The sequence below is a fragment of the Nocardia sp. MDA0666 genome, assembly GCF_003023875.1.
GTDB classification, from domain to species: domain Bacteria; phylum Actinomycetota; class Actinomycetes; order Mycobacteriales; family Mycobacteriaceae; genus Nocardia; species Nocardia aobensis.
The window spans coordinates 114363-135042 of sequence record NZ_PYHT01000012.1; the positions used below are offsets into that span (position 1 = coordinate 114363).

The 20680-nt window shown below is 66.1% G+C and carries 17 protein-coding genes; 6 read left to right on the plus strand and 11 right to left on the minus strand.

Features of this window, described 5'->3' with window-relative positions:
* Positions 1 to 9: 9 nt before the first annotated feature.
* From C8258_RS18390 to C8258_RS18410, 5 genes are all read right to left on the minus strand, one after another.
* Entirely contained in the window at positions 10 to 3999 is a 3990-nt protein-coding gene (locus C8258_RS18390; RefSeq protein ID WP_106956237.1) for a TIGR02680 family protein, read from the minus strand.
* Positions 3996 to 5252: a TIGR02678 family protein gene (locus C8258_RS18395; protein WP_106956238.1), complete on the minus strand. Its 1257-nt coding sequence runs from the start codon at positions 5250 to 5252 to the stop codon at positions 3996 to 3998. Before C8258_RS18395 ends, C8258_RS18390 begins: the two co-directional genes overlap by 4 nt.
* Positions 5249 to 6763 (minus strand): TIGR02677 family protein, encoded by a 1515-nt coding sequence (locus tag C8258_RS18400; protein WP_106956239.1) that lies wholly within the window; start codon positions 6761 to 6763, stop codon positions 5249 to 5251. The genes C8258_RS18395 and C8258_RS18400 overlap by 4 nt, the downstream gene beginning before the upstream one ends.
* Positions 6764 to 6812: 49 nt before the next feature.
* Complete coding sequence (locus C8258_RS18405; RefSeq protein WP_369974767.1) at positions 6813 to 8030, minus strand: TIGR02679 family protein; 1218 nt, start codon at positions 8028 to 8030, stop codon at positions 6813 to 6815.
* A 62-nt stretch (positions 8031 to 8092) separates the two neighbouring features.
* Entirely contained in the window at positions 8093 to 8428 is a 336-nt protein-coding gene (locus tag C8258_RS18410) for a cupin domain-containing protein (RefSeq protein ID WP_106956241.1), read from the minus strand.
* Between the two features lie 71 nt (positions 8429 to 8499).
* Here C8258_RS18410 and C8258_RS18415 point away from each other — a divergent pair, with 71 nt between their 5' ends.
* Both C8258_RS18415 and C8258_RS18420 read left to right on the plus strand, forming a co-directional pair.
* Positions 8500 to 9450: a GlxA family transcriptional regulator gene (locus C8258_RS18415; protein WP_106956242.1), complete on the plus strand. Its 951-nt coding sequence runs from the start codon at positions 8500 to 8502 to the stop codon at positions 9448 to 9450.
* Positions 9451 to 9815: 365 nt separating this feature from the next.
* Positions 9816 to 10724, plus strand: coding sequence for a sugar phosphate isomerase/epimerase (locus C8258_RS18420; protein WP_106956243.1), 909 nt, complete (start codon positions 9816 to 9818; stop codon positions 10722 to 10724).
* A gap of 180 nt (positions 10725 to 10904) precedes the next feature.
* On the opposite strand, the gene C8258_RS18425 is transcribed toward C8258_RS18420, so the two are convergent.
* The 5 genes from C8258_RS18425 to C8258_RS32305 form a co-directional block, all read right to left on the minus strand.
* Complete coding sequence (locus tag C8258_RS18425; RefSeq protein WP_106956244.1) at positions 10905 to 12158, minus strand: cytochrome P450; 1254 nt, start codon at positions 12156 to 12158, stop codon at positions 10905 to 10907.
* A 13-nt stretch (positions 12159 to 12171) separates the two neighbouring features.
* Positions 12172 to 13425, minus strand: a complete 1254-nt coding sequence (locus C8258_RS18430) for a cytochrome P450 (RefSeq protein ID WP_106956245.1) — start codon at positions 13423 to 13425, stop codon at positions 12172 to 12174.
* 172 nt (positions 13426 to 13597) lie between these two features.
* Positions 13598 to 14332: a MerR family transcriptional regulator gene (locus tag C8258_RS18435; protein WP_106956246.1), complete on the minus strand. Its 735-nt coding sequence runs from the start codon at positions 14330 to 14332 to the stop codon at positions 13598 to 13600.
* A gap of 28 nt (positions 14333 to 14360) precedes the next feature.
* Complete coding sequence (locus tag C8258_RS18440) at positions 14361 to 15782, minus strand: serine hydrolase (protein WP_106956307.1); 1422 nt, start codon at positions 15780 to 15782, stop codon at positions 14361 to 14363.
* 239 nt (positions 15783 to 16021) lie between these two features.
* Positions 16022 to 16216, minus strand: coding sequence for a hypothetical protein (locus tag C8258_RS32305; protein WP_146161266.1), 195 nt, complete (start codon positions 16214 to 16216; stop codon positions 16022 to 16024).
* A gap of 175 nt (positions 16217 to 16391) precedes the next feature.
* Between C8258_RS32305 and C8258_RS18450 the strand changes: the two genes are divergently transcribed.
* From C8258_RS18450 to C8258_RS18460, 3 genes are all read left to right on the plus strand, one after another.
* On the plus strand, positions 16392 to 17252 hold the full coding sequence (locus C8258_RS18450) for a haloalkane dehalogenase (RefSeq protein WP_106956248.1): 861 nt from the start codon (positions 16392 to 16394) through the stop codon (positions 17250 to 17252).
* Positions 17253 to 17649: 397 nt separating this feature from the next.
* Positions 17650 to 18093 (plus strand): hypothetical protein, encoded by a 444-nt coding sequence (locus C8258_RS18455; RefSeq protein WP_146161267.1) that lies wholly within the window; start codon positions 17650 to 17652, stop codon positions 18091 to 18093.
* Between the two features lie 96 nt (positions 18094 to 18189).
* Positions 18190 to 18765 carry a GNAT family N-acetyltransferase gene (locus C8258_RS18460; protein WP_106956308.1) on the plus strand — a complete coding sequence of 192 codons (576 nt, stop codon included), beginning with the start codon at positions 18190 to 18192 and terminating at the stop codon, positions 18763 to 18765.
* Positions 18766 to 18799: 34 nt separating this feature from the next.
* Here C8258_RS18460 and C8258_RS18465 read toward each other — a convergent pair whose 3' ends face one another.
* Positions 18800 to 19600, minus strand: a complete 801-nt coding sequence (locus C8258_RS18465) for a nuclear transport factor 2 family protein (RefSeq protein WP_106956250.1) — start codon at positions 19598 to 19600, stop codon at positions 18800 to 18802.
* Between the two features lie 100 nt (positions 19601 to 19700).
* Between C8258_RS18465 and C8258_RS18470 the strand changes: the two genes are divergently transcribed.
* The gene (locus C8258_RS18470; RefSeq protein ID WP_199195753.1) at positions 19701 to 20567 is read left to right on the plus strand and encodes a class I SAM-dependent methyltransferase; all 867 of its coding nucleotides are present in this window, start codon (positions 19701 to 19703) and stop codon (positions 20565 to 20567) included.
* Positions 20568 to 20680 lie beyond the last annotated feature (113 nt).

The window sequence follows — 20680 nt, forward strand, 5'->3', positions numbered from 1 at the left end:
GCCTCCCGGCTACGCCGCTGCTTCCAGCTCCGACCCATTCCAGGTGAACCGGACCGTCGTCACAGCATCGCTGTCATCGCCCGTGACGATCTGGTGGATGGCGATTCCGCTCAGTTCGGGGTAGGTGCACCATTCGTGGTCGGAGGTGAGGACCAGGTCGAGTGACAGTGCGGACAGCAGGGCGAAGATCTGGCCGCGGTTGGCGGTGTCGACGCCGACGAACACTTCGTCCAGCAGAATCACTCGGGGTGCTGTGGGGCTGGCGTGGTAGTGCGCGGCGACCGCTGCGAACAGTGGCAGATGAAGGGCGATGGCCTTCTCGCCGCCGGAGAGGGCGCCGTGCAGTTTCTTGGTGAGTTCCTGGAAGCCTTCTCCGCGCCCGCGGTCGATGCGGACGGTGAACTGATGCCATCGGGTGTAGTCGAATACCTCGGCCAGTTGCTGTTCCCAGCTGGTGGCGGAGTCAGCGGCTTTGGCTTCCTCGATGCGGTCGCGCAGGAACCTGTGCAGGGCTTCACGATCGGCATCATTGAGACGAGCGGGGTCCTTCAAGAGCAGTTCGCGGGCCGCAGCAGTGCCCGGTGGCAGGTCTTTGCCGACTTGCCACCGTAGTTGCACGCCGACGTCGGAGGCGGTGCGCACGCGGGACAGATGCTCGTTCATGGCGTCGACGAGTGCATTCGCCTGCCGGATTCTCGACGCGAGATGACGGCGGGTGTCTCCGGTGAGGGTCTTGTCGAACAGTTCGTGTTCCTGCTGGGTTATGTCGTTGCGGCTCTGGTCTGCTTCTCGCCGCAGGATGTCCTTCAGGCCGGCGGCGCCGACGCGCACGCCATCGACTACGGCGGTGAAAAGCTGGACGTCGCCGTCGGATTCGAGGTCCAGGTCGGCGCGAGCGCTCAGTGAGGTGCGGCATTCGTGCACGGATTCGCTGAGGCGGCGCAGGGCGTCGCCGATATTGTTGGCGGTGTGCGGGACGGTCGGCCAGGCAGCCGTCACCTTGCGGGCGGCGTCGAGGGCCGCACGGACACCGCCGGACCCGGTGAGCAGTTCCCGGAAACTTTCGGATTCGGGGATCTCGGCGTCTGCAGGCAGGTTTCCGCCGGCGAGCTCCCGGAATCGCTGAGCAATGAGGTCGCGTTCGGTGGTCTTGTCCCGGTGAGCCTGCGCGGCGGCATCGGCCTCCGTGCCCAGCGTGGCTTCATTTCTGGTCCATTCGCGCTCCCGCTTACGTTCTGCTTCCAAAGAATCTGCGGTGGTGGAGATTTCGCGCCGCAATGCGTCGATCTCGTTCAACACCTCGCGGTATTCCATGCCGACGGAGTCGTCGACCGCGCGCAATTGTTCTTCGGCGTCCCGGAGTTCGGATGCGGCGCGCTCTTCGCTTTCGGCGGATTGCTGTGCCGCACCGGCCGCCTCGTCGGCGTCTGCGGTACGAGCTCGCTCGTCGGACTCGGCATGCTCGAGGTCGCGGCGATAGTCAAGCCACGTCTGTGCCTTGCCCTGGAACGATTTCAGCACGGTGCGTAGTGTCTCCAGGGTTGGCATTTCGGTCGGCAATCCGCTTTCGGCACTGCACATATGCAGGTCCTGCAGCGCGGTTGTCTGTGCTGCTTGCGCGCGTGCCAAATCGGCGATCGTGGCTCGCACTGCCTGGTCCGCAGCATCTCGGCGGCGGTCCGCATCCGCGAAGGCCGTCCGGGCGGAGCGGAATGCGCTGCGGTCCGGTTGTGCCCGCATCTCGGCATCGACGGACCCGCGACGGTTCGACAGATTCTCCAGTTGCAGCTCGTAACCCTCAATACGCCTGTCGATTTCGGCGATCATGGCATCGAGTTCGGCGAGGCGGCGCTCGCGATTCCGTCTCCTGGCTTCGGCACCGATAAAGGTGACGGCCGGTTTGGCCCAGCTGCCGTGCAGAGTGCCGATGCGCCAGCTGCCGTCGGCCGCGACCGCCATCGTCGGACCGCCGGTGAGCGTTTGGCCGAAGGATATGGCTGCCAGCACCTTTCGTACCGATTCGGCCTCCGCCGCGTCCTCGTGCACGATCAGCATGTCGGCGAGAGACCGGCCGATAACCGCCTCAACCGCGTCGGGGACGGCGAAGATGTCGTGTCCGGCAATCTCGCCGCGGGGGCCGATCCAGGCATCGAGGAGCCCGGACGACTCGAGTGCCGCTTCGATCGCCGCGGCCGTGGCGGGATCCACCGCCGGTGCGAAATCGACCAGCTGCCAAATTGGTGCGCCCGACATGAGGGACCGGTCGGCCGTTCGCCATCGGGGCACGACCGGAGGCACATCTTGTTCGGTCAGCAGCTTCTCGCGGTCGGCGGCCGGTTGTTCCCGGTCCCCAACCGCCCCCTCTTTGTCCCGGCGACAGGCTTCGATCGCGGTAGCGATCGCCTCGCGCGCGTCGGTGACGGCCTCATTGACCAGGTCGGCGAACCCGGTATCCGAATCCGCGACGGAAAGCAACGATTCCGCAGACACACGCAGTTCCGAGCAGCTCTGCGCCCACTCCTCGATGTCGTGCCGCAACGCTGCCAGCGCCCGGTCTCGCTCGTCTCCGGCGGTGCGCAGCCGCTCATCGGCGGCAACCAGGTTGCCCCGGGCCTGCTCGACACGCTTTTCCTCGGCCTCACTCAGTGCCCGCGTCTTCTCGTGCTCCGCGATATGGCGTTCGACCAGCCGAATCCGGTCTTCGCGCGCGGCCACGGAATTGCGCAGCAGGTCGGAGCATTCCGCACGTACCGAACTCGCGGCCATCTCGTCCACAGTCGCGCTCATTCCGCAGGACAGAGCTGCTTGCCGAATTTCCGTGGCAGCCAGGGCCACAGCTTCCCGCCACGATGCGGCGGTCTCCTGGGCCTTCCGGTACCGCTGCGTCGCGCTCGCCGCCGCTGCGACGGCGGCACGGGTCCGGCCCTGCGCGTCGTCATACCACCGTTTTGCCTTCGCCACGTTCGCGCGCAGATCGTCGAGCTTCGCTCCCTCCTGGTAAGCGTGGGACTTCATCAGCCCCTCCCGGCGCGAGACGGACTGGGCATGGGCCTGTTCGAGCTCGATCACTTTCTGCTCGATGTCCATGAGCTGTTGTTTCGCCGCACCGTGTTGTCCGGCAGCCTCCCGTGCCTGCTCCGACAGGGTGTCGAGTTCGGAGGTCACCGAAACCAACTCCCCGGCATGAGCTCGGAGTACGCGCTGTGCGTAGGTGCGCTGCTGATGCGCGAGCTTCGCCACCGCGGCCGATTCCTCATCGAGACGTGCCAGCCGCTCCCGCTGCGCATCCAGCCGCTCGAACCCCTCGGCGAGGTCGGCGAGTTCGTCGGTTCCCAAGGGCGGCAGCGCCTTCGACAACAGTGTCGACAACAGTCCGGGATCGAGGCGCTGGGACAGTTTCGGCATCCGCAACTGCAGCAAGGCGGTGATGAGAGCGTCGTACCGTTGTTCGGACAGTTCCGGGAACAGCTTGGTACGCACGGCATTCCGGTATTCCGCGGCGTTCTCGTAGACATCGCCGTACTCGCCGATCCGGGCATCGAGTTCGGATTTGCCGATCGGCCGCTCCGAATCGGTTAGTACCAGCACTCCTTCTTCGCCCGGCTCGCCGATCCGCTGGCTGGTGGTGAAGAAGTCCGGATGCACGCTGATGGTCCGGCTGGTGGCCTGTAGTCTGGCACCGCAGGTGAACCAGCGGTCCTGCTGCCGGAATTCGAGCCATACGTAACCGACGCGGGTCACCCCGGTGGCGCCCTCCCCCATCATGTTCCAGTGCATCGTGCGTTCGTTGGTGCCGAAGGTCGAGAGCCGATTGGCCCGCAAGCTGGCATCGAACAGGAAGGGCAGCAACAACTCCAGCGCCTTGGATTTGCCGCTCCCGTTCGCACCGCGTAGCAGCAGTCGGCCTTCGTGAAATTCGAAAATTTCACGGTAGTAGCGCCAGATGTTGAGGATTCCGGCGCGAGTCGGTGTCCAGCGCACCTGAGCGGCAGCGGTCATGACTGCTCCTGAGTGGGATCGGCGAGGCGAGGCTGCTGCACGCAATAGCGCGCCGCAGCGGGTAGTGGCACGACCAGCCCGGCCGTGGTGATGCGAACCAGCTGGAACTGAGTGAGCACCGCCAGCGCGTCGGTAACCAGGTCACGGGGACCGTCGTCGGTGCGGTAGGTGCGTGCCCAACGGGGGAATCGCTGCAACAGCTCAGCCGCGTGGCGGCGCAGTTGCTCGACCGTAGTCGGGCCGATCAGCTCTTCCAGCAACAGCAAGGCGGCGACCTTGGCGGTGGCGGCATCATCCGGGAATTTCTGGTCGGTGGACAGTGCCTCGGGGTCTACGAACATCACCCCTTCGGCCCGCTCCTCCAGAACGAAGCCGGCGGTATCGGCAGCTCGTTTGAGCATCTGCCGTCCGGTCGGGGTCGCCAGGTAGGCGCGTTCGGCGTCGGTCAGGGTGTCGAAGTACAGCACGGGGTCCTCGACCAGTTGACGAAACACGCTGTGCCGCAACCAGAGATTGCGCTGCGCATCCGGCACTGCGGGGGAATCGGTATGGCGACCTCGATGTTCGGCGGCAGCGCCGTAACGACGTTCCCGGGTCAGTTCGCCGAGTACGTCGGGCAGCCGCAGCGGGACCTCCTCGGCCGGAACGCCCAGCTGCGAGGGACCCGACGTGGTGACCAGGAGCCGCAGCAACAATGTGGTATCGACCCGGTAGAGCACCTTCGCCTGCGTCGAGTCGATGAAACTGTCCGATGATCCGTCGACGATTTCCAGCACGCCGAACGACTCCAGAAGTCGAAGGACATCTACGAACGCTCGCCGCTCTGCCCGGTCGACCGGGTCGAACCCACTGATCAGCGGTTCGCTCGCGGTGGCGGCCGCGACATTGCCGGCCAGGATGCCGATGGTGGTCACCGGAACTGTGCAAAGCTCCGCCGCGACGACACACAGCAGCACATACCGGCGGCGGTCGAACGGCGCCCGCTGAGAACGATGGCGCCGAGCCGGACGCGTGGGATCGACACTTGTACGGACCTTACGCAACCGCGCGTATCCCACCCGCGGCTCCACGATGAGCCCCCATCCGCAGAAGGTGTCGAACCAGGCGGCAATCGGTACCCGGCGCCGGCGGACGACGTCGAAACGGTCGGGGGCCGACCTTGCGGTGAGCAGCGGTTCGGCGAGCAGATAGCGGATGCCGCGCCCTACCTCTTCCTTTTCGGCGATCGCGAGCTGGTTGGTGAGGTCGCTCATCGCCGGACTCCGACCGCACGAATCCCGACGAGATAGTCCGGGCCACGGAAGACACCGTGCGGCAGGCGCAGTTCGGCGACAGCGCCGTCCGCGGCGGGCCGCAGCACGATCTGGATGCGGCCGTCGTGTGCCCGGGCCGACCGGACGCCCTCTGCATCCGGTGCCGAACCGAGTGCACGTCCGATCAGGTCGAGAAGTCGCTGGAACATCGCGTGGTCGAGTTGCTCGAATTCCGACAGCCGCCGGGCGGTGCCGCCGGTATCGAGCATGTCCCACGCCGCCTGGATTTCCGCGCGCTCGGCGATCGCTTTGGCCGCTCGTTCCTTACGCAAGGCCGATACATCAGGAACGGCGCCCGTCCGTCCCATCCGTTCGGTCTTTCCCGCGGTGCGCAGAAGTGGCGACACCGGCACACCTGGGGCCTCGATCCACGAAGCCGTGTAACTCACCAGCTCCGGGTCCGGGTGTGCCAGATGAGCGTGCCGCGCCGGACTGAGGCCGAAGACCGTGGACCACAGGCGATTCAGGTCGTCTCCAGCCGGGATGATCGCGAACCAGCGAGCGAGCTCACGGAAGTCGGCCGAAGCATTACTCGATCGGCGGCGTGATTCGGTGAGGCGGTCGAGAACTTGTAAGAGAGTGACGATGGCACGCCGTCCCACATGTCGCAGCTGATCGACACGTGGCACGGAGCCGTCGGCTGGCAGGAACCAGGCGCGCAACCCCGCCCAGCGAGCCCGGCGCTGTTCCAGCCAGGCCGGACGGGGATCGGTTCCACTGAACGCGGGCAGATCGGCACCGGCCAACGCCCGCTGCTGCAGCCGGGCGACACCGAAATCCTCCAGCTGCCGAATCCGCATCGCGATGGTGTGCGCACGGATATCGAGATCGTCGAGAAACTCCTGCAGATATGCAACTGTGGCGGCCTTGACTTCGTGGAACACCACGAGATCCACGCCGTCCGCACGCAGCAGGCGTTGCAACTCGCCGTTGAATTGTTTTGTCCCCGAACGCAATGCCTCCAAGTGCCCCTCCAGCTCGGCCAGCACCACATAGACCTGCCGGTCGGTGCCGGACTCCGACACGCGGATCAGGTCGGCCAGGCGATCGGCGATCGCGTCCAGCACCGCGGTCTGCAAGGCGCCGCTCGAGGCAAGGACGGTCAAGGCGTGCACAACTCCGGCGAAGGCCGCCTCCCCCATCTTGGTCAGTGAATACAGCAGATTGCGGCGTTCGTAATCAATTGCGGTGCGGTAGTTCTCCGAGTGATTCTGGATTACATCCACGAGATTCCACGCCCGCAACTGGTCGAGTACCTCGGCCAGTTCGTCGTCGGCGACGGGTTCGAGCCGGCCAACCGAAGGCAACCGGGAACGCAGATTATCCAGGCTCAGCGCCGTCTCGAGATGTTCGTTCGCCTCACCGAACGCATGCAGCACCGCCGTATACAGTCCCGAACGCTCTGCACCGGTGAACCGGAACATCTCCGGTGGGACTCGAATCGGATCCATGCAGCGCCTCCCCTCGATCAGCAGCCACGGTAACGCCGTGCACCGACAACTACAGCGCCAGATCGTCCAGGAGTATCCCCACGACTCGTTCCTCCGGCACCGAAACCCCGGTTCGCCGCATATGGGAGGCCAGATCGCTATCCCAGGGAGCCTCCGATACCCGGCCCACCGGGGGCCCGCCCGGACCGACCGCCGGCAGGTAGTCCGAGCTACCCATGCGCCAAGGATGCGCACCGGTCCGCGCGATGACGTGTGCCGCAATCCGCAAACCCTCACCGTCGAAATCGCCGTGATATTCGAGCCGGGCACCCGCAGTGGACAGGAGATCCAGGAGCCGAATACCTGCGCTGGACGGCCAGCCTGCGGTGCACACGATCGGCGGACAGGAGGGTCCGAAGCGCCGCAACGCGCTCGCGAGCACGCTCGGATTCTCCACCACCCGAACCACTTCCGGCACCGCATCGAGTTGCTGTGCAGTGCGCACCTGCTGCAGCGTCAGCGAGGCAGCCGAGCCTGCGGCTGCGCAGACGGCGAGCATCGCTTCGAGCACCGATCCGGCTCCGGCCACACGTAGTCCCGCGGCGAGAACGGTGGACGAGAGTTCGTCGTCGGCCACGCCTGCCGTCTCCCAGAAACTGCGCACCCCCGCGGCATCCCGGGGCACATCACAGTCGTGGATTGCTGCCAGCGCACGAAAAACGATCGCCTGCAACCGAGTTCCGTTGTCCAAGGCATGTGGGTCACGCAGCGTCTGCTCCGCGAAAACCGGGAGCGGCGTCCCTGGTGCGGGTATAGCGTGCAGCACTGCCAGGGCCTCGGCCAACAGATCCCGCGTTGTGTCCACCGATCCCCCGACGATGCCGGCACGACGCATGGCGTGGGCCCACTCCCCCAGCGCCGGTTGTGAGCGAACGACGGGATGAGTATCCAGCCAATTCCACAACTCCCACCGCCGACCCGCCTGCTCTGCACGAGCGGCCGACCGATTCTCGATCGGTCCGACGAGCTGTTCCACAACCTGATGAGCCGTCATCCCCACGGACTCTGTCAATGCGGAGTCCAGCTGATCGACACGAATGCTGCACACCTCGGGCGGCAGAACTGCCATGCCCAGCAGGTCTGCCAACGCTTCGCGCTCAGCCTCGCTCAAAGGGCCGACTCGAACCGACGTCACCGTGGTGCCGGATCCGAAGCGCCGATGTAGCGCACGCCAAACAATCATCAGATCGGCTGAGAGACCGACCACCGTCCCGCCCGTCATAGGCATCAGTATCCGGTATGGAGCGTTGGCTGCACCCCACTAACCGAGCCGCGGCTACCGCCTGCGATCTACCCCTCGGGATAGAAGAGGAACAGCGTGCACCCCGTCTCGCTTCCTGGCACATGCCAGCTTTCCGCCGGAGCATGAATGAACGTGCCCGCCGAGTAATCCCGCGCGCCGTCGTTGAAGGTGCCGGTCAGGACGTAGACCTCCTCGGGCCCGGGTTCGTGCACGTCGCGGCGGGGCCACGACGTCCCGGGGTCCATTTCCAGGACGTGGGCGTGGGCGCGGTTGTCGCCCTTCCACAGTTGGCGTAGGCGGATGCCGGGGAAGAGTTCGCGGCTCGGAGCGTCGGCGACGGTGGTCCAGGTGTAGCCGGGCTGGGCGAGGATCTCGGGGTTCATATCTGTCACGGTGCCGGATGCGGCGAAGCCCGGACAGTGTCTGAGATGACGTCGAGGGGTACATTCTTGCCATGCATCGTGTGGTGGCGTTGGTGCGGCCGGTGCAGTCGACGTTCGAACTCGGTTGCGCTGTCGAGGTTTTCGGTACCCAGCGGGACGGCGTGCCGCAGCACTACGAGTTCGAGGTATGTACGGAAGCGCCGGGGGCGGTGCCGACGACTGCGGGTTATGCGATATCGGTGACGCGAGGGTTGTCGGCGCTGGACTCGGCGAACACCGTGATCATTCCGGGGTGGCTGCCGGTGGAGACGCCGCTGTCGGGACCGGTGCGGCAGGCGCTGGTCCGGGCGCACGGCCGTGGGGCGCGGCTGGTCACCATCTGTTCGGGAGTGTTCGCGTTGGCGCGGACCGGGCTGTTGGACGGGCGTTCGGCGACGACGCATTGGGCGCGGGCCGGGCAATTGGCGCGGGAGTTTCCGCAGGTTCGGGTGGAACCGGATCGGCTGTATGTCGACCACGGCGATGTGGCCACGAGTGCGGGAGCGGGTGCGGGAATCGATCTGTGCCTGCACCTGGTTCGCGCGGATCACGGGGTCGCGCATGCCGCACTCATCGCGCGGCACATGGTCATGCCGCCGCATCGGGACGGCGGTCAGGTTCAGTACGCGCCGCCCTCGCCGGTCGAGGACGGATTCGACGGTTTGCTGGAGTGGGCCGAGGCGCGGCTCGAGACATCGCTGTCGGTGGCCGATATGGCCGCGCAGCTCAACGTCTCGCCACGAACGCTGGCGCGCCGGTTCGCCGATCAGGTCGGCACCAGTCCGGGTGGGTGGTTGCTGGAGCGTCGGGTGGCGCGGGCGCGAGTTCTGTTGGAAAACACGGACTTACCGGTCGATGCCATCGCGGTCCGGGTGGGTCTGGGCTCGGCGGTCAATCTGCGTCGCCGCTTTCACGACCACGTCGGCACCACGCCGGGCGCGTATCGGCGCGCGTTCCGAACACCGGTCGCCGGTAAAACGTAGTTACTGCCGCCGACAGGAGCAGGCTCCGGCGGTTCGTCGTGATCGAGGAGTTCCGCAGCAGTCCCGACCAGAGTGCCGTCACCGTCTCGTCCCAACCAACCGGGCCCTCACCGTCTCGCCCTAACCGACCCGGCCCCCTCACCATCTCGCTCCCAACCTGCCGAGACCCTGCCGCCGACCGAGTTCATGTCTTCGTTGCGTCTCAGCCGACCAGCAGTGGCCGAGGGTTGGGACCGACTCGCAGGAGGGCCGACCCCACGCCGAGCAGCAAGCCGTGAGAATCCGACGAGGAAACCGACGTCGGCCACGAGTGCCACGCAATCTCGACGAGGGTTTCGTCGCGGGTGGCAGGGTAGACCGCCAGTGTGGACATCGGCGCAACCGGCGACCGCGAGACAGTTCGTACGCTCGGCACGCGTGGCGACTACTCGCTGACGCTCAGCGATCTCACGCTGCGAAACGCGGATCTGCGTACTCGTTGTGCGGCGGCCGCGGCGGCCGGCTTCACCGGCATCGGGCTTTCTATCGAGCACTACCGTGCGGCATTGGAGGACCAGCTCTCCCCCGCGGATATCGCCGCTGTGATCGCGGAGCACGGTCTCGAAGTGAACGAAGTCGAGTTGGCCGCCCACTGGGCGGATCCGGCCGCATATTCCGAGGACGAACTCGAATCCGACCGCACCGTGGTGCGAATGGCGGCCGAACTGGGCGCCAGCCGAATCCACACGACCATGTCGCAGCATTTCCCGTTGGACACCCTGGCACGCGGGTTGCGCGCATTGTGCCGCCGCGCCGCCGATGCGAGAGCCTGCGTCGCCCTCGAGTACATGCCGTACGCCGCGATCGATTCCGCTACCTGCGCCTGGAAGGTGATCGAGGCATCCGGCGCGGACAACGCCGGACTCCTCATCGATGCCTGGCACTGGGAGCGCGCCCACACCGCAGACGAACCGGATTCCGCACTTCGGGCCATTCCGGCGGAGCGGGTGGCGGCGATCCAATTGTGCGACACCCTGCCCGAACCGTTGTCCGACCTTCGCCGCGAGGCGCTGCATTGTCGCTGGCTGCCCGGTCACGGTGCGGCCGAGCTGATTCCGATGCTGCGCCGACTCGCGCGCCACGGCGTCCGGGCACCGATCGCGGTCGAAGTCGTATCCGACGAACTGGACGCACAGGATCCGTACGTCACTGCCCGGCAGGCTTACGTCAGTTCGCGAAGCGTGCTGCGGGACTCCGGCTGGCCACTTTCGACTCCGCGCAGATCGGTTCGGTGAGCGCACCGGGCCGCAAACGCACCGCACCGGTTCCACCCGTTGGTGATGTCGTCGGGAGGATCGGGTGTCGAGCTCACCGTAGGTCAGTGATCACACGCCGTGCGCGTATCGGCGGGTCTGCGGAGACCCTGCGGCAGCGGGAGTCCGCGCAGGGCGAGGCCATCCTTCGCTCGGTTGGGGTCAGGATTCGCGTGCCGTCCGGTAAACGGGAATTTCGCGATGCCCATTGGTGACAATGCTCGGAATTGGTTTCAGCTCATCGGGTTCCACCGCCAGCTCCATATCGGGAAACCGCGCGAACAGAGCCGGAAGCGCTATCGCCGCCTCCAATCGCGCCAGCGGCGCCCCCAGACAATGATGTACCCCGTACCCGAACGCGAGGTGTTCCTTCGACCGCCGCCCGGCATCGAACATATCGGCATTGTCGCCGTGCACTTTTCGATCCCGCCCCGCACCCGCCAACGACGCGATGATCACGTCACCGCGGTTGAGCCGCACTCCCGGGAAGTCGGAATTACCGGCGATGTCGATGTCCTCCACCGCGAAACGCATCGGCATATGCGCCAGCGGCGCATTCCAACGCAGTCCTTCTTCGATCACCTCGGACCACGGCGTTTGTTCCGCGATGGCCGCCTTCCGTTGTTCGGGATGGGTAAGGAGACCGATGATGCTGTGGTCCAACAGATTCGCGGTGGTTTCGTGACCGGCCGTAATGATCAGCAGCAGTGTGTCACGCAGCTCCTGTTCGTCCAACCGCGATCCGTCCGCGTCGTCGTGGGCGTTCATCAACACGGTCGTGAGGTCGTCGCCGGGATTCTCCCGCTTGTGCCGCAGCAGTTCTTCCATGAGGACGAACAGCGCTCCGAAATGCGCACCGACTTCGGCAGGGTCGAGGCTGGTATCGAGAATTCCGTCCGCGTGGATGCGCAGTTGTTCATCCATCCCGGCCGGAACACCCATCAGTTCGCCGATGACGCGAATCGGCAACTCGGTGGCGAAACCCGCACGCAGATCGACGATTTCGCCGTCGGAGACAGCGGACAACTCGTCGAGCAGTTCGGTGACGAACGCATCGATCCGCGGCCGAAGTGCCTGGGTGCGTTTGTTCGTGAACGCCGGCGCCACGAGTTTGCGCAGCCGCTGATGCTGCTCGCCGTAGGTGGTGAGCATATTTCGCGCCGCCACCCACGGAAACATCACCCACTCGGGCCCGATCTCACCGTCGATGAACCGCGGCCAGTGCTGATGTGCGTCCTTGGAGACGCGCGGATCGGTGAGCAGTTGCCTGAGGATGGCGGCGTCGGTAACCGACCAGGCCGGCACGCCGCCGGGAAGCACCACCTCGGTCACCGGGCCGCGAGCGCGGATGCGAGCCAGCTCGCCCTGGATGTCGGCGGCGCTGGGATCCAGCACCAGCGGCTGCGTATCTGTCATCGGTGACCCTCCATCAGGTGAGACGCATCGGCGGGCATGCGGGAAACACCACCGGCAGGGCTGCCAAGGCGCGGTGAAACTGCCCGGTTCTCCAACTTAGTTGCTGCGCAGGAACTTCCGGGCGAATATCCGGAAGCGCATCGAGCAGCAGATCGATGGCCTGCCGTGCGATCGTTTGCGCGAGGGGCTGCGCCGGGCACGAGTGCGGGCCGACTCCCCACGCCAGATGGGACCGGTTTCCCCGGCGGTCGCCGCCGACGATATGCGGGTCGGTGTTGCACGCCGCCAAGCTGACGACCACCGGCTGATCGGCCGGCAACCACACGTCGCCGATGAGTTGCGGCTGTCTCGGATACGTCATGCAGAAATTGGCCAGCGGCGGATCCGCGAACAGGACCTCGTCGATGGCATCGCGGGTATCCATGGCGCCGCTGAGCACGTTGCCGCCGTACTCTTCGTCGGCCATCAACAGCAGCAGGGTGTTCAGGATCAGGTTGCAGGTCGGCTCCGTGCCCGCCGAGAACAGCAACGCGGCCTGGTTCACCATCTCCATGGGGTCCAGGCCCTCGGGGTGGGTCAGCAGTCGCGAGGTCAGGTCATCACCGGGGCGTTCGCGCTTCTGCTCGACCACCGCGAGCAGCGCCTCGATGAACCGCTGCTGACCTTCTTCAGCGCCGACCCCGTCCAGCATCGCGGCCATCCCCTGATAGGCCGCCGATGCGGCGTCTTCGGGAAAGCCCATCAGCTCACTGAGAACCCGAAAGGTCAGTGGGAAGGCGTAATCCATCCGGAGATCGGCGGTGCCGCGCTCGCAGAAGGAGTTGACGAGAGCGTCGGCGGCGCGTGCGACCGCGCCGTGGACCTTGTGCAGGTTGACGGTGTCCAGCGCGTCGGTGATCGTGCGCCGGTAACGGGCATGTTCGGCACCCGCGGTGCGCAGGGCGTTCTGCCGATAGCCGAGCATCGGCGTCACCGGGCAGTCCGGCGGAGCGTTCTTCTCCCATCGGCGCGGATCGGCGGGAAAGCGAGCCTCGTCGTTCAAAATCTGCAGTGCCGCTTGATATCCGATCACCAGAGTGGCCGGCACGCCGGGCGCCAGTTCGATCGGTACCAGCGGCCCGCGGCGGCGCATGGATTCGTAGGCGCGGTGCGGGTCCGCCGCGAAGTCGGTGGAATCGAGCCGGATCTGCGGTTCCGCGGAGCGCGCCGGAGAACCGTGACCGGATGTCCGGCCGCTGTGGTGCACCGCGTTTGCGTCGTTCAGCATGCGTCCCCCGCGTGAGATGTTGCGTGTCCTGTCCGATGTCCTGCGAGATTGCCTGCCATTCGTTGTATGGGCACGGCGGACACCCTAGCGGAAACCGTTGTACTTCAATGTTTTTGACGAAACCGTCAGCGAGGTAGCTTGTTGCGTGCAGGTAGCTGCTCGGCGGCGAGCGTTACTGCTCCTCGCTCGGCTCCCGCATCAGCTCGGCGAGCCGGTCCCACGCCGGGGATGACGCGCCGGGCTGCGACTGGACCGCCAGGCGGGCGATGGTCGCATCGTGATCCGGCACGTCGCTCGCTCCATTGTCTCTGCGCCCGAACCACTCTCGCGTCCGCGCCGCCAACTCGGGTAGCCGAGGATCCGCCGGGGAGCAATCGTAGACGGCGTCGTAGTCGAGATAGATGGCGCGGAATTCGGGATCGGTGAGTAATTCGCGCTTTTCGGCGATCCACGCGGCGGCCGCTGCGGGTGAGGCGGTCTGCATGAGGATCCAACCGTCCCGTTCCAGCTGGATCTGCCGTTCGCTGACGCCGAGTTCGCGCAGCTCGTCGAGATGATCGGCGACGTCCGCGGACACGTAGAGGCGGTCGCCGCCACGCAGCTGCGTGAGTTGTTCCCGGGTGCGCCGCAACTGCTCGATACGTTGTTCGAGGTCGTGGTCGATCTCGGTGAGGGCCGCCGAAAGGGCGCCCGGGTCGGCGTCGAGCAGATCCTTGACGCGGGCCAGCGGCACCCCGGCGTGCGCCAGTGTCCTGATCTTGACCAGGTCGATCGCGTGCTGCGCGGTGTAGCGGCGATAACCCGAGGCGTCGCGGTCGGGTTCGGCGAGCAGACCGCGTTGGTGATAGTGGCGCACGGCCTTGACGGTCACGCTCGCATAGTCCGCGAGCTGTCCGATCGTGAGCATACCGACATCCTTCCGCGCGCCGAGGCGGTCAGGAACGCCGGGTCAGGCGGCCGCCGGCATTGCGGAAACGGGCACGGCCGTCGCGAATGTCGTGATAGGAGACCAGCAGCAATCGCAGATACCCGTCGAAGATTTCCGGCGGATAGCCCACGGGCGCGAACAGACCGGGCCGGACCGGAACATAGCGTTGCGGCGGTGCCGAGGTCGCACCCCCGGCGAATGCGGTGAAGATGCGTTCCTGCGTCGCGTCGTCGGGTTCGTAGGTCACGCGCTCCTCGAGCTGCCCGTCGACGACGCCGACATCGACGCGGAGCTGACCCGATCGGTAGGTGCCGGCGTACGGGGTGAGGTCGAACTCCGCATCGAATTCATCGACGAGCGTGGGGATTTCGATGCCCAGATATTCGGTCAACAGCCACCGCAGCAGCCGGTCGTGCAGCACGATCGCTCCGGACATGTTGCCGAAGGCGGTGAAGACCAGATCGTGTTCGGGGACCACACACAGAATGGACACCCCGCCCGGTGACGCGCCCGACATCGCCAGCACCGTGGTGTCACCGAACGGATACCGCACCCAGCCGAGTCCCATCGGCGGGACGTTCGGAGTGCGCATATCGTGGGCGACTCGTCGCATCGTCGCCGTCGATTCCGCGGACAGCACCCGCACACCGGTCGGCGCGACGCCACCGGCGAGGTGGGTGCGTCCGAACGCCAGCAGGTCGGCGACCGTGCCGATCGGGGTGCCGCCTGCCGGTCCCCAGGTGTCGGGGAGCATGAACATGCCGGTCGGCGCGACACTCCCGGTGTCGGGATCGATGAAGTGGCCGACCGCCGTACTGCGCAGAATCGCTTGTCGCGCAGAGGTACTCGACGTCGTCATGCCCACCGGGTCGAACAACTCCCGTTGCAGCAGGTCCGGGTAGGACGTCCTGGTGACCACCTCGAGCAGCCGGCCCGCCACGATCATGCCGCCGTTGGAGTAGCTGAGCTGCTCGCCGGGTGCGAACAGGGTGCCGCACTGCGCGAGGCCCTCGACGTAGTGTGTCAGCGCGTCGCGCCCCTCGGCGTCGGGGAAGAACAGGTCCGCGTCGATACCGTTGGTGTGGGAGATCAGGTGCCGGACCAGGATTTTGTCCGCGGCGCCCGGTTCCGCGAGCGCGAATTCGGGCAGGTATTCCACCACCGGCGCATCGAGTTTCAGCAGTCCGCGTTCGACCTGTTGCAGGACGAGCGTGGTGGTGAGCACCTTGGTGACGGAACCGAAGAGGAACCCGGTGTCCTCGCGCATCGGGGCGCCGGTGGCGAGGTTCGCGGTGCCGTGCGAGACGAGAATCTGTTCGCCCGCGTGATGGATACCGGCGACGTAGCCGGGGACCTGGTCCGATTCACAGCAGGAGTCCACCTGCGAGCGGATCCGGTCGGCGATGGCGTGCAATGCGTTGTCGTTCATGCGGACCATCGTCGAACCTTGCCCCTGGGTCAAGGTCAAGCCGGAGACGGAAATTGTTCGACGCTATGACGCGGGGGGCTCCGGGCTGAGCTCATAGGCCTTCCGGACCATCGGCGACCGCTCCCCGACCCAGTCGGTGGTACGACGCTTACGCCGCCTCGCAACATGCGGTGGAGGCGGTCGCCGACGCGATGCGTCAGGAACTGGCCGAATTCGGTTTCTCTGCGGGCGGGGCGGTTTCACGGCACGTGGTAGATACATCCGCCCATTCCGAGGTAGTCCCGGAATTCACAGAGCAGATTGCTCAGCGCATTCGCCGAGCCCGAGGCCGAACCGGTGCCGGTCGTGTCGGCGGATGCCGAGGGTGCGGTGGCCGCGAGCGGCAGTGCCAGGGCGGCAGCGGTCACTACGGTGACGGCGAATCGCTTGCTCATGAGACTTCTCCGTATCGATGAGTGTCAGGGCTGACTTCGGCCCCCACTTCGAAGCGTAAGAAGCCCTCGGAGTGCGAAACAGCCCCGAGTTTCCAGGTCTGGTGACCTTGGTGATTCGGGTCGCAGAGCGCACCGGGCGGGTTGCGGGGATAGCCTGGGCCGGAGGGAGGGCACCATGATGATCGATTTCGTTCCGGACAAGAGTCTGTATCCGTTCGAGTCGCGCTGGTTCGACTCGGCGGCCGGGCGCATGCACTACATCGACGAGGGGTCCGGGCCGACGATCCTGTTCTGCCACGGGTCTCCGACGTGGAGTTTTCTCTATCGTCACATCGTCACCGAACTGCGGGATCGATATCGGTGTGTCGCGGTGGATTATCCGGGGTTCGGATTGTCCGAGCGACCTTCCCATTTCGGATATACAGTCGCCGAAGTCACCGCGGTGCTCGGCGAGTTGATCGATCATCTTCGGCTCGACGAGTTCATCGTCATGGGACAGGATTGGGGCGGGCCCATCGGGTTGGGCGCGGCGGTCGCGCGGGCGGATCGGGTGCGGGGAATCGTGTTGGGTAACACGGTGTTCTGGCCGATCGAAGCAATGGCCAACAAGGCATTCAGTGCGATCATGAGCAGCCGTCCGATGCAGCGCCGAATACTCGAGCAGAACTTTCTCATCGAGCGCGTGCTGCTCTCGGAATTGGGGCGCACGCTCACCGCGGCAGAAGCCGAGCATTATCGCGCGGTACAACCCACCGCGGCCGCGCGTTGCGGACTTGCGGTGATGCCCAGAGAAATTCGTGCCGCGACTCCACTGCTGGAGCAGCTTTCCCGAGATGTTCCCACGCGCCTCGGGGACAAGCCGGCGCTGTTGGTGTGGGGGATGCGCGACCCCGTCTTCCGGCCGAAAACGTGCATTCCGCGCATGCGCGGCGCCTTCACCGATGTCGAAACGGTCGAACTGCCCCGCGCTCGGCACTTCATCCAGGAGCAAGCGCCGAACGAGATCGCAACGGCCATCGCGAATCGTTTTCCGTAAGTGTTTCGCGGCAGAGGCGTAGCCCGCCAGGCTTTACCGGCGCGCCGTCCGACACTCCGCACGGCGAACCGAACTATCCGAAGACCTGCGTGGCTGTCGGTCGAACAGCTTATTGTGGACGCCGTCCAGCCCCGCGATAATCGGTAGCCGATCTGCGGCAAGTCGGCCGACCACTCGAACCTGATGAGACCGAAAAGGTTTCGGAAAGCGTGCGATGAACAGGCGTGCAGTTGTTTCACCGTTCGTCACGATGTCGATCTGCTTGCTGACGATGGGCGTTGTCGGGTGCGGTGGTTCGGCCGGCGAGGCAGTCGGCGACAACGAGGCGGTCGGTGATGTGCGGAGTGTCGGGACAGCCTCGCCCGCAGGCACATCCGCTGCGTTGTCGAATGTGGCGATGCCCGGCGTGGCAGTAGCCGATGCCCGGTCGTACGCAGCCAACTCCGGCGGGATCGACGGTTACTACTTCACCACTCCGGCCGGGAGTTGGCATTGCGCGATCGTCGTCGGCGGTGACCCACATATGGCCGGATGCCAGCCCGCGACGAACACCGGCGCGGGGATCGGCGTGAAAGGCGCTCCGACGGTGGAGAGCCACTACTCCCACAAACAGGTCCCGCCCGACACGATCATGATCGAGCGGGGCAGCCAACCGCGTTTCGCGGTACTGGGGCAAGCGGTGTTCCGGCAGACGCCGAACGAGGCAAAAGTGTTGCCGTACAACACATCCCTGTCGGCCGACGGCTTCACCTGCACCGCCCGAGACTCCGGCGTGTCATGCCGAGACGATGCCTCCGGAAAGGGGTTCACCTTCTCCACCGAAGGCTTTGCGATGAACTGAGCCGGCACGTACACCACGAGGCTATCGGTCGACCACGCGCGCACGGGTGTGATGGAATTTGTGAGCGGACGCGCCACGGCGAGCGGAGCGGGGGAAATGCCTTATCTCACTTCCGATGTCATCACAGCGGGGATGCTGTCGCGGGACGAGCAACCCGAAGTCGCGGTGGGCGGCGAGCTCCGGCTGCGGCCGTGGGATGCGAACGATGCGGAATTGCTCCTGGCCGTGTACGCGGACCGTGATATTCAGCAATGGCACTGCCGAACACTCACGGATCTCGACGAAGCCCGGGAAATGATCGACCGGTGGCAGAGCGCGTGGAGACAGGAGACCGGCGCCCACTGGGCGATCACCTCCGGTCGGCGCGTCGTCGGCAGAGCCGGTTTCCGGCATCTCGACCTCGCCTACGGGGAGGGCGAACTCGCCTACTGGGCCGTGCCGGGGCAGCGTGGACACGGGTACGTCCCGGCTGCGGTGACCGCGTTGACGCACTGGGCCTTCGACATCGGATTCCTGCGAGTGTTCCTGCGCCATTCGTCGGCGAATACGGCGTCGTGCCGGGTCGCGGAAAAGACCGGCTTTCGGTACGAGGGCACGCTGGTTTCGGCGGCGCCGCATCCGGACGGGCGCCACGACATGCATGTCCATGCCCGGATGGCGAACCACGGCTGAGCTCGGGGAACCGCGACCTCATCGCCAAGCGGGTTCAGTCCTCGGCGACGAAGCCGCGCAGTGCGACCACCCGCCGGCCGTCGACCTCCAGTTCCGCGATCCCTCGTCCGGTCGGGGTGCGCACACTGACGGTCACGAATCGGCCAGCAGCGATGGTCTTGCCGACCTCGAGTCCGCGCACCCGCTTGACGAATTCGGCATGGCCCACATCGGAACCGGCCGGCCATTCCACCACCGCGCCTGAGCTGAGTACCGCGCGCACACCGGCGACGTCACCGCGACCGGCCGCTTCCAGCAATCCGGTGGCGGCGCGTTTGCCCGCCGCGCCGACCCGGAGGAACCCGCGGCTGAAACCCACAGCGCCACCGATGCCTTGGTTTCCGAGCAGCTGCGGCGCGAGTTTCGTGGCCGCGGCAAGCCCGCGCCCACCGGCGGCGAGCAGTTGACCGACCATCACCGGCAGCTCCCAGTGCGCGTAGAGGCGGGCGATCTTCCATTCGCTGCCGACGCGTGTCAGGTCGTAGCGCAGGTGCATCGGCACGTGCAGGGTCACACCGGTGGACATGGTGGTGTCGAGGACGAGGTCGCGGAAGACCGTGGCACCGCGTACGACGTCGTGGTCGACATGAAAGACGATGTCGTTGGGGCCGATGAAGGTGTCGTAGAAGCGTTCGATCGCCGCTCGGCCGATGTGCGGGCGCGAGCCGACCGGATCCTCGACCCGGCCATCGGGTGCGAACAGATCCACCCAGGCCACACGATCGTGCACCGCGACCGCCTGCGGGGATCGTTCCACCGTGGCGAGCAGTTCCGCCGCCGACGCGTTCGCGGACATCGTTCCTCCAGACTCTCGACTGCCCCCAATCTATAACGCGTTCCAGTTTCATACCGGGTAACCAGCGAACCTCCGGCAAGTGCGCGTGACGGATCTCGCGATGATCAAGCCGCGACCCGGGCGTACGGTGACCGGTATGCAGGTCGGGCAACCCAGCAGAACCGCGATGGCCACGGCACAGTCGCGGGCCTATCACCAACTCGCCGATGAACCGCGGATCTTCACCGATCCGCTGGCGGTGCGGATCGTCGGCGAGGAAGCGGCTCGCGACAATCCCTTCGACAAGGGAGTGGATCCCGAACTGGCCCGGCGCCGCCGGCTGTTCCTCGCCACCCGCAGTCGCTTCGCCGACGACACCGTCGCGGAGGCGGTCGCCGGCGGAACCCGCCAGGTGGTCGTGCTCGGCGCGGGTATGGACACCGCCGCCTACCGCAATCCCCACCCGGATGTGCGGTTCTTCGAGGTCGACCACCCCGACACGCAGGCGTGGAAGCGAAACCGTCTGTCCGAAGCGGGAATCGAGGTGCCCCACTCGATGACCTTCGCCCCGGTGGACTTCCACCGCGACAATCTCGCCGACGCGCTGGCACAGGCGGGACTGGATCGTGCCCGCAGCGCGGTCTACGTCTGGCTCGGCGTGGTGGTCTACCTCGAACACGACGCCATCGCCGAGACGCTGCGCTACATCGCCGGCCAGGGTGGCGGTGCGGACCTGGTGTTCGACTACTCCTACCCACCCGACGCGGGCCAGCAGGCTCGCGGGAAACGCGTTGCGGCCGTGGGAGAACCATGGGTGAGCTTCTTCACCGAAGAGCAGATGCGGAGCGAACTGGAGTCGGCCGGATTCACCGACATCGAGGACCACTCGGGGATCGCGCTGGTGCGGTCCTATGCCGACCTCCCCGCCGACGGACCGGCGCTCCCGGGCCCGCATCTCGTTCGCGCGAGAACCGCTGTGAACGGCTGAGTCGACCGGAGGCTCCCGAGACCGGCTGCGGCACTACGCGCACCTTTATCTTCCGAACCCTCGGAACAAATCTCCGGCAGACGGCGGTTGCCCCGAGAGATAGCAGAATGCGA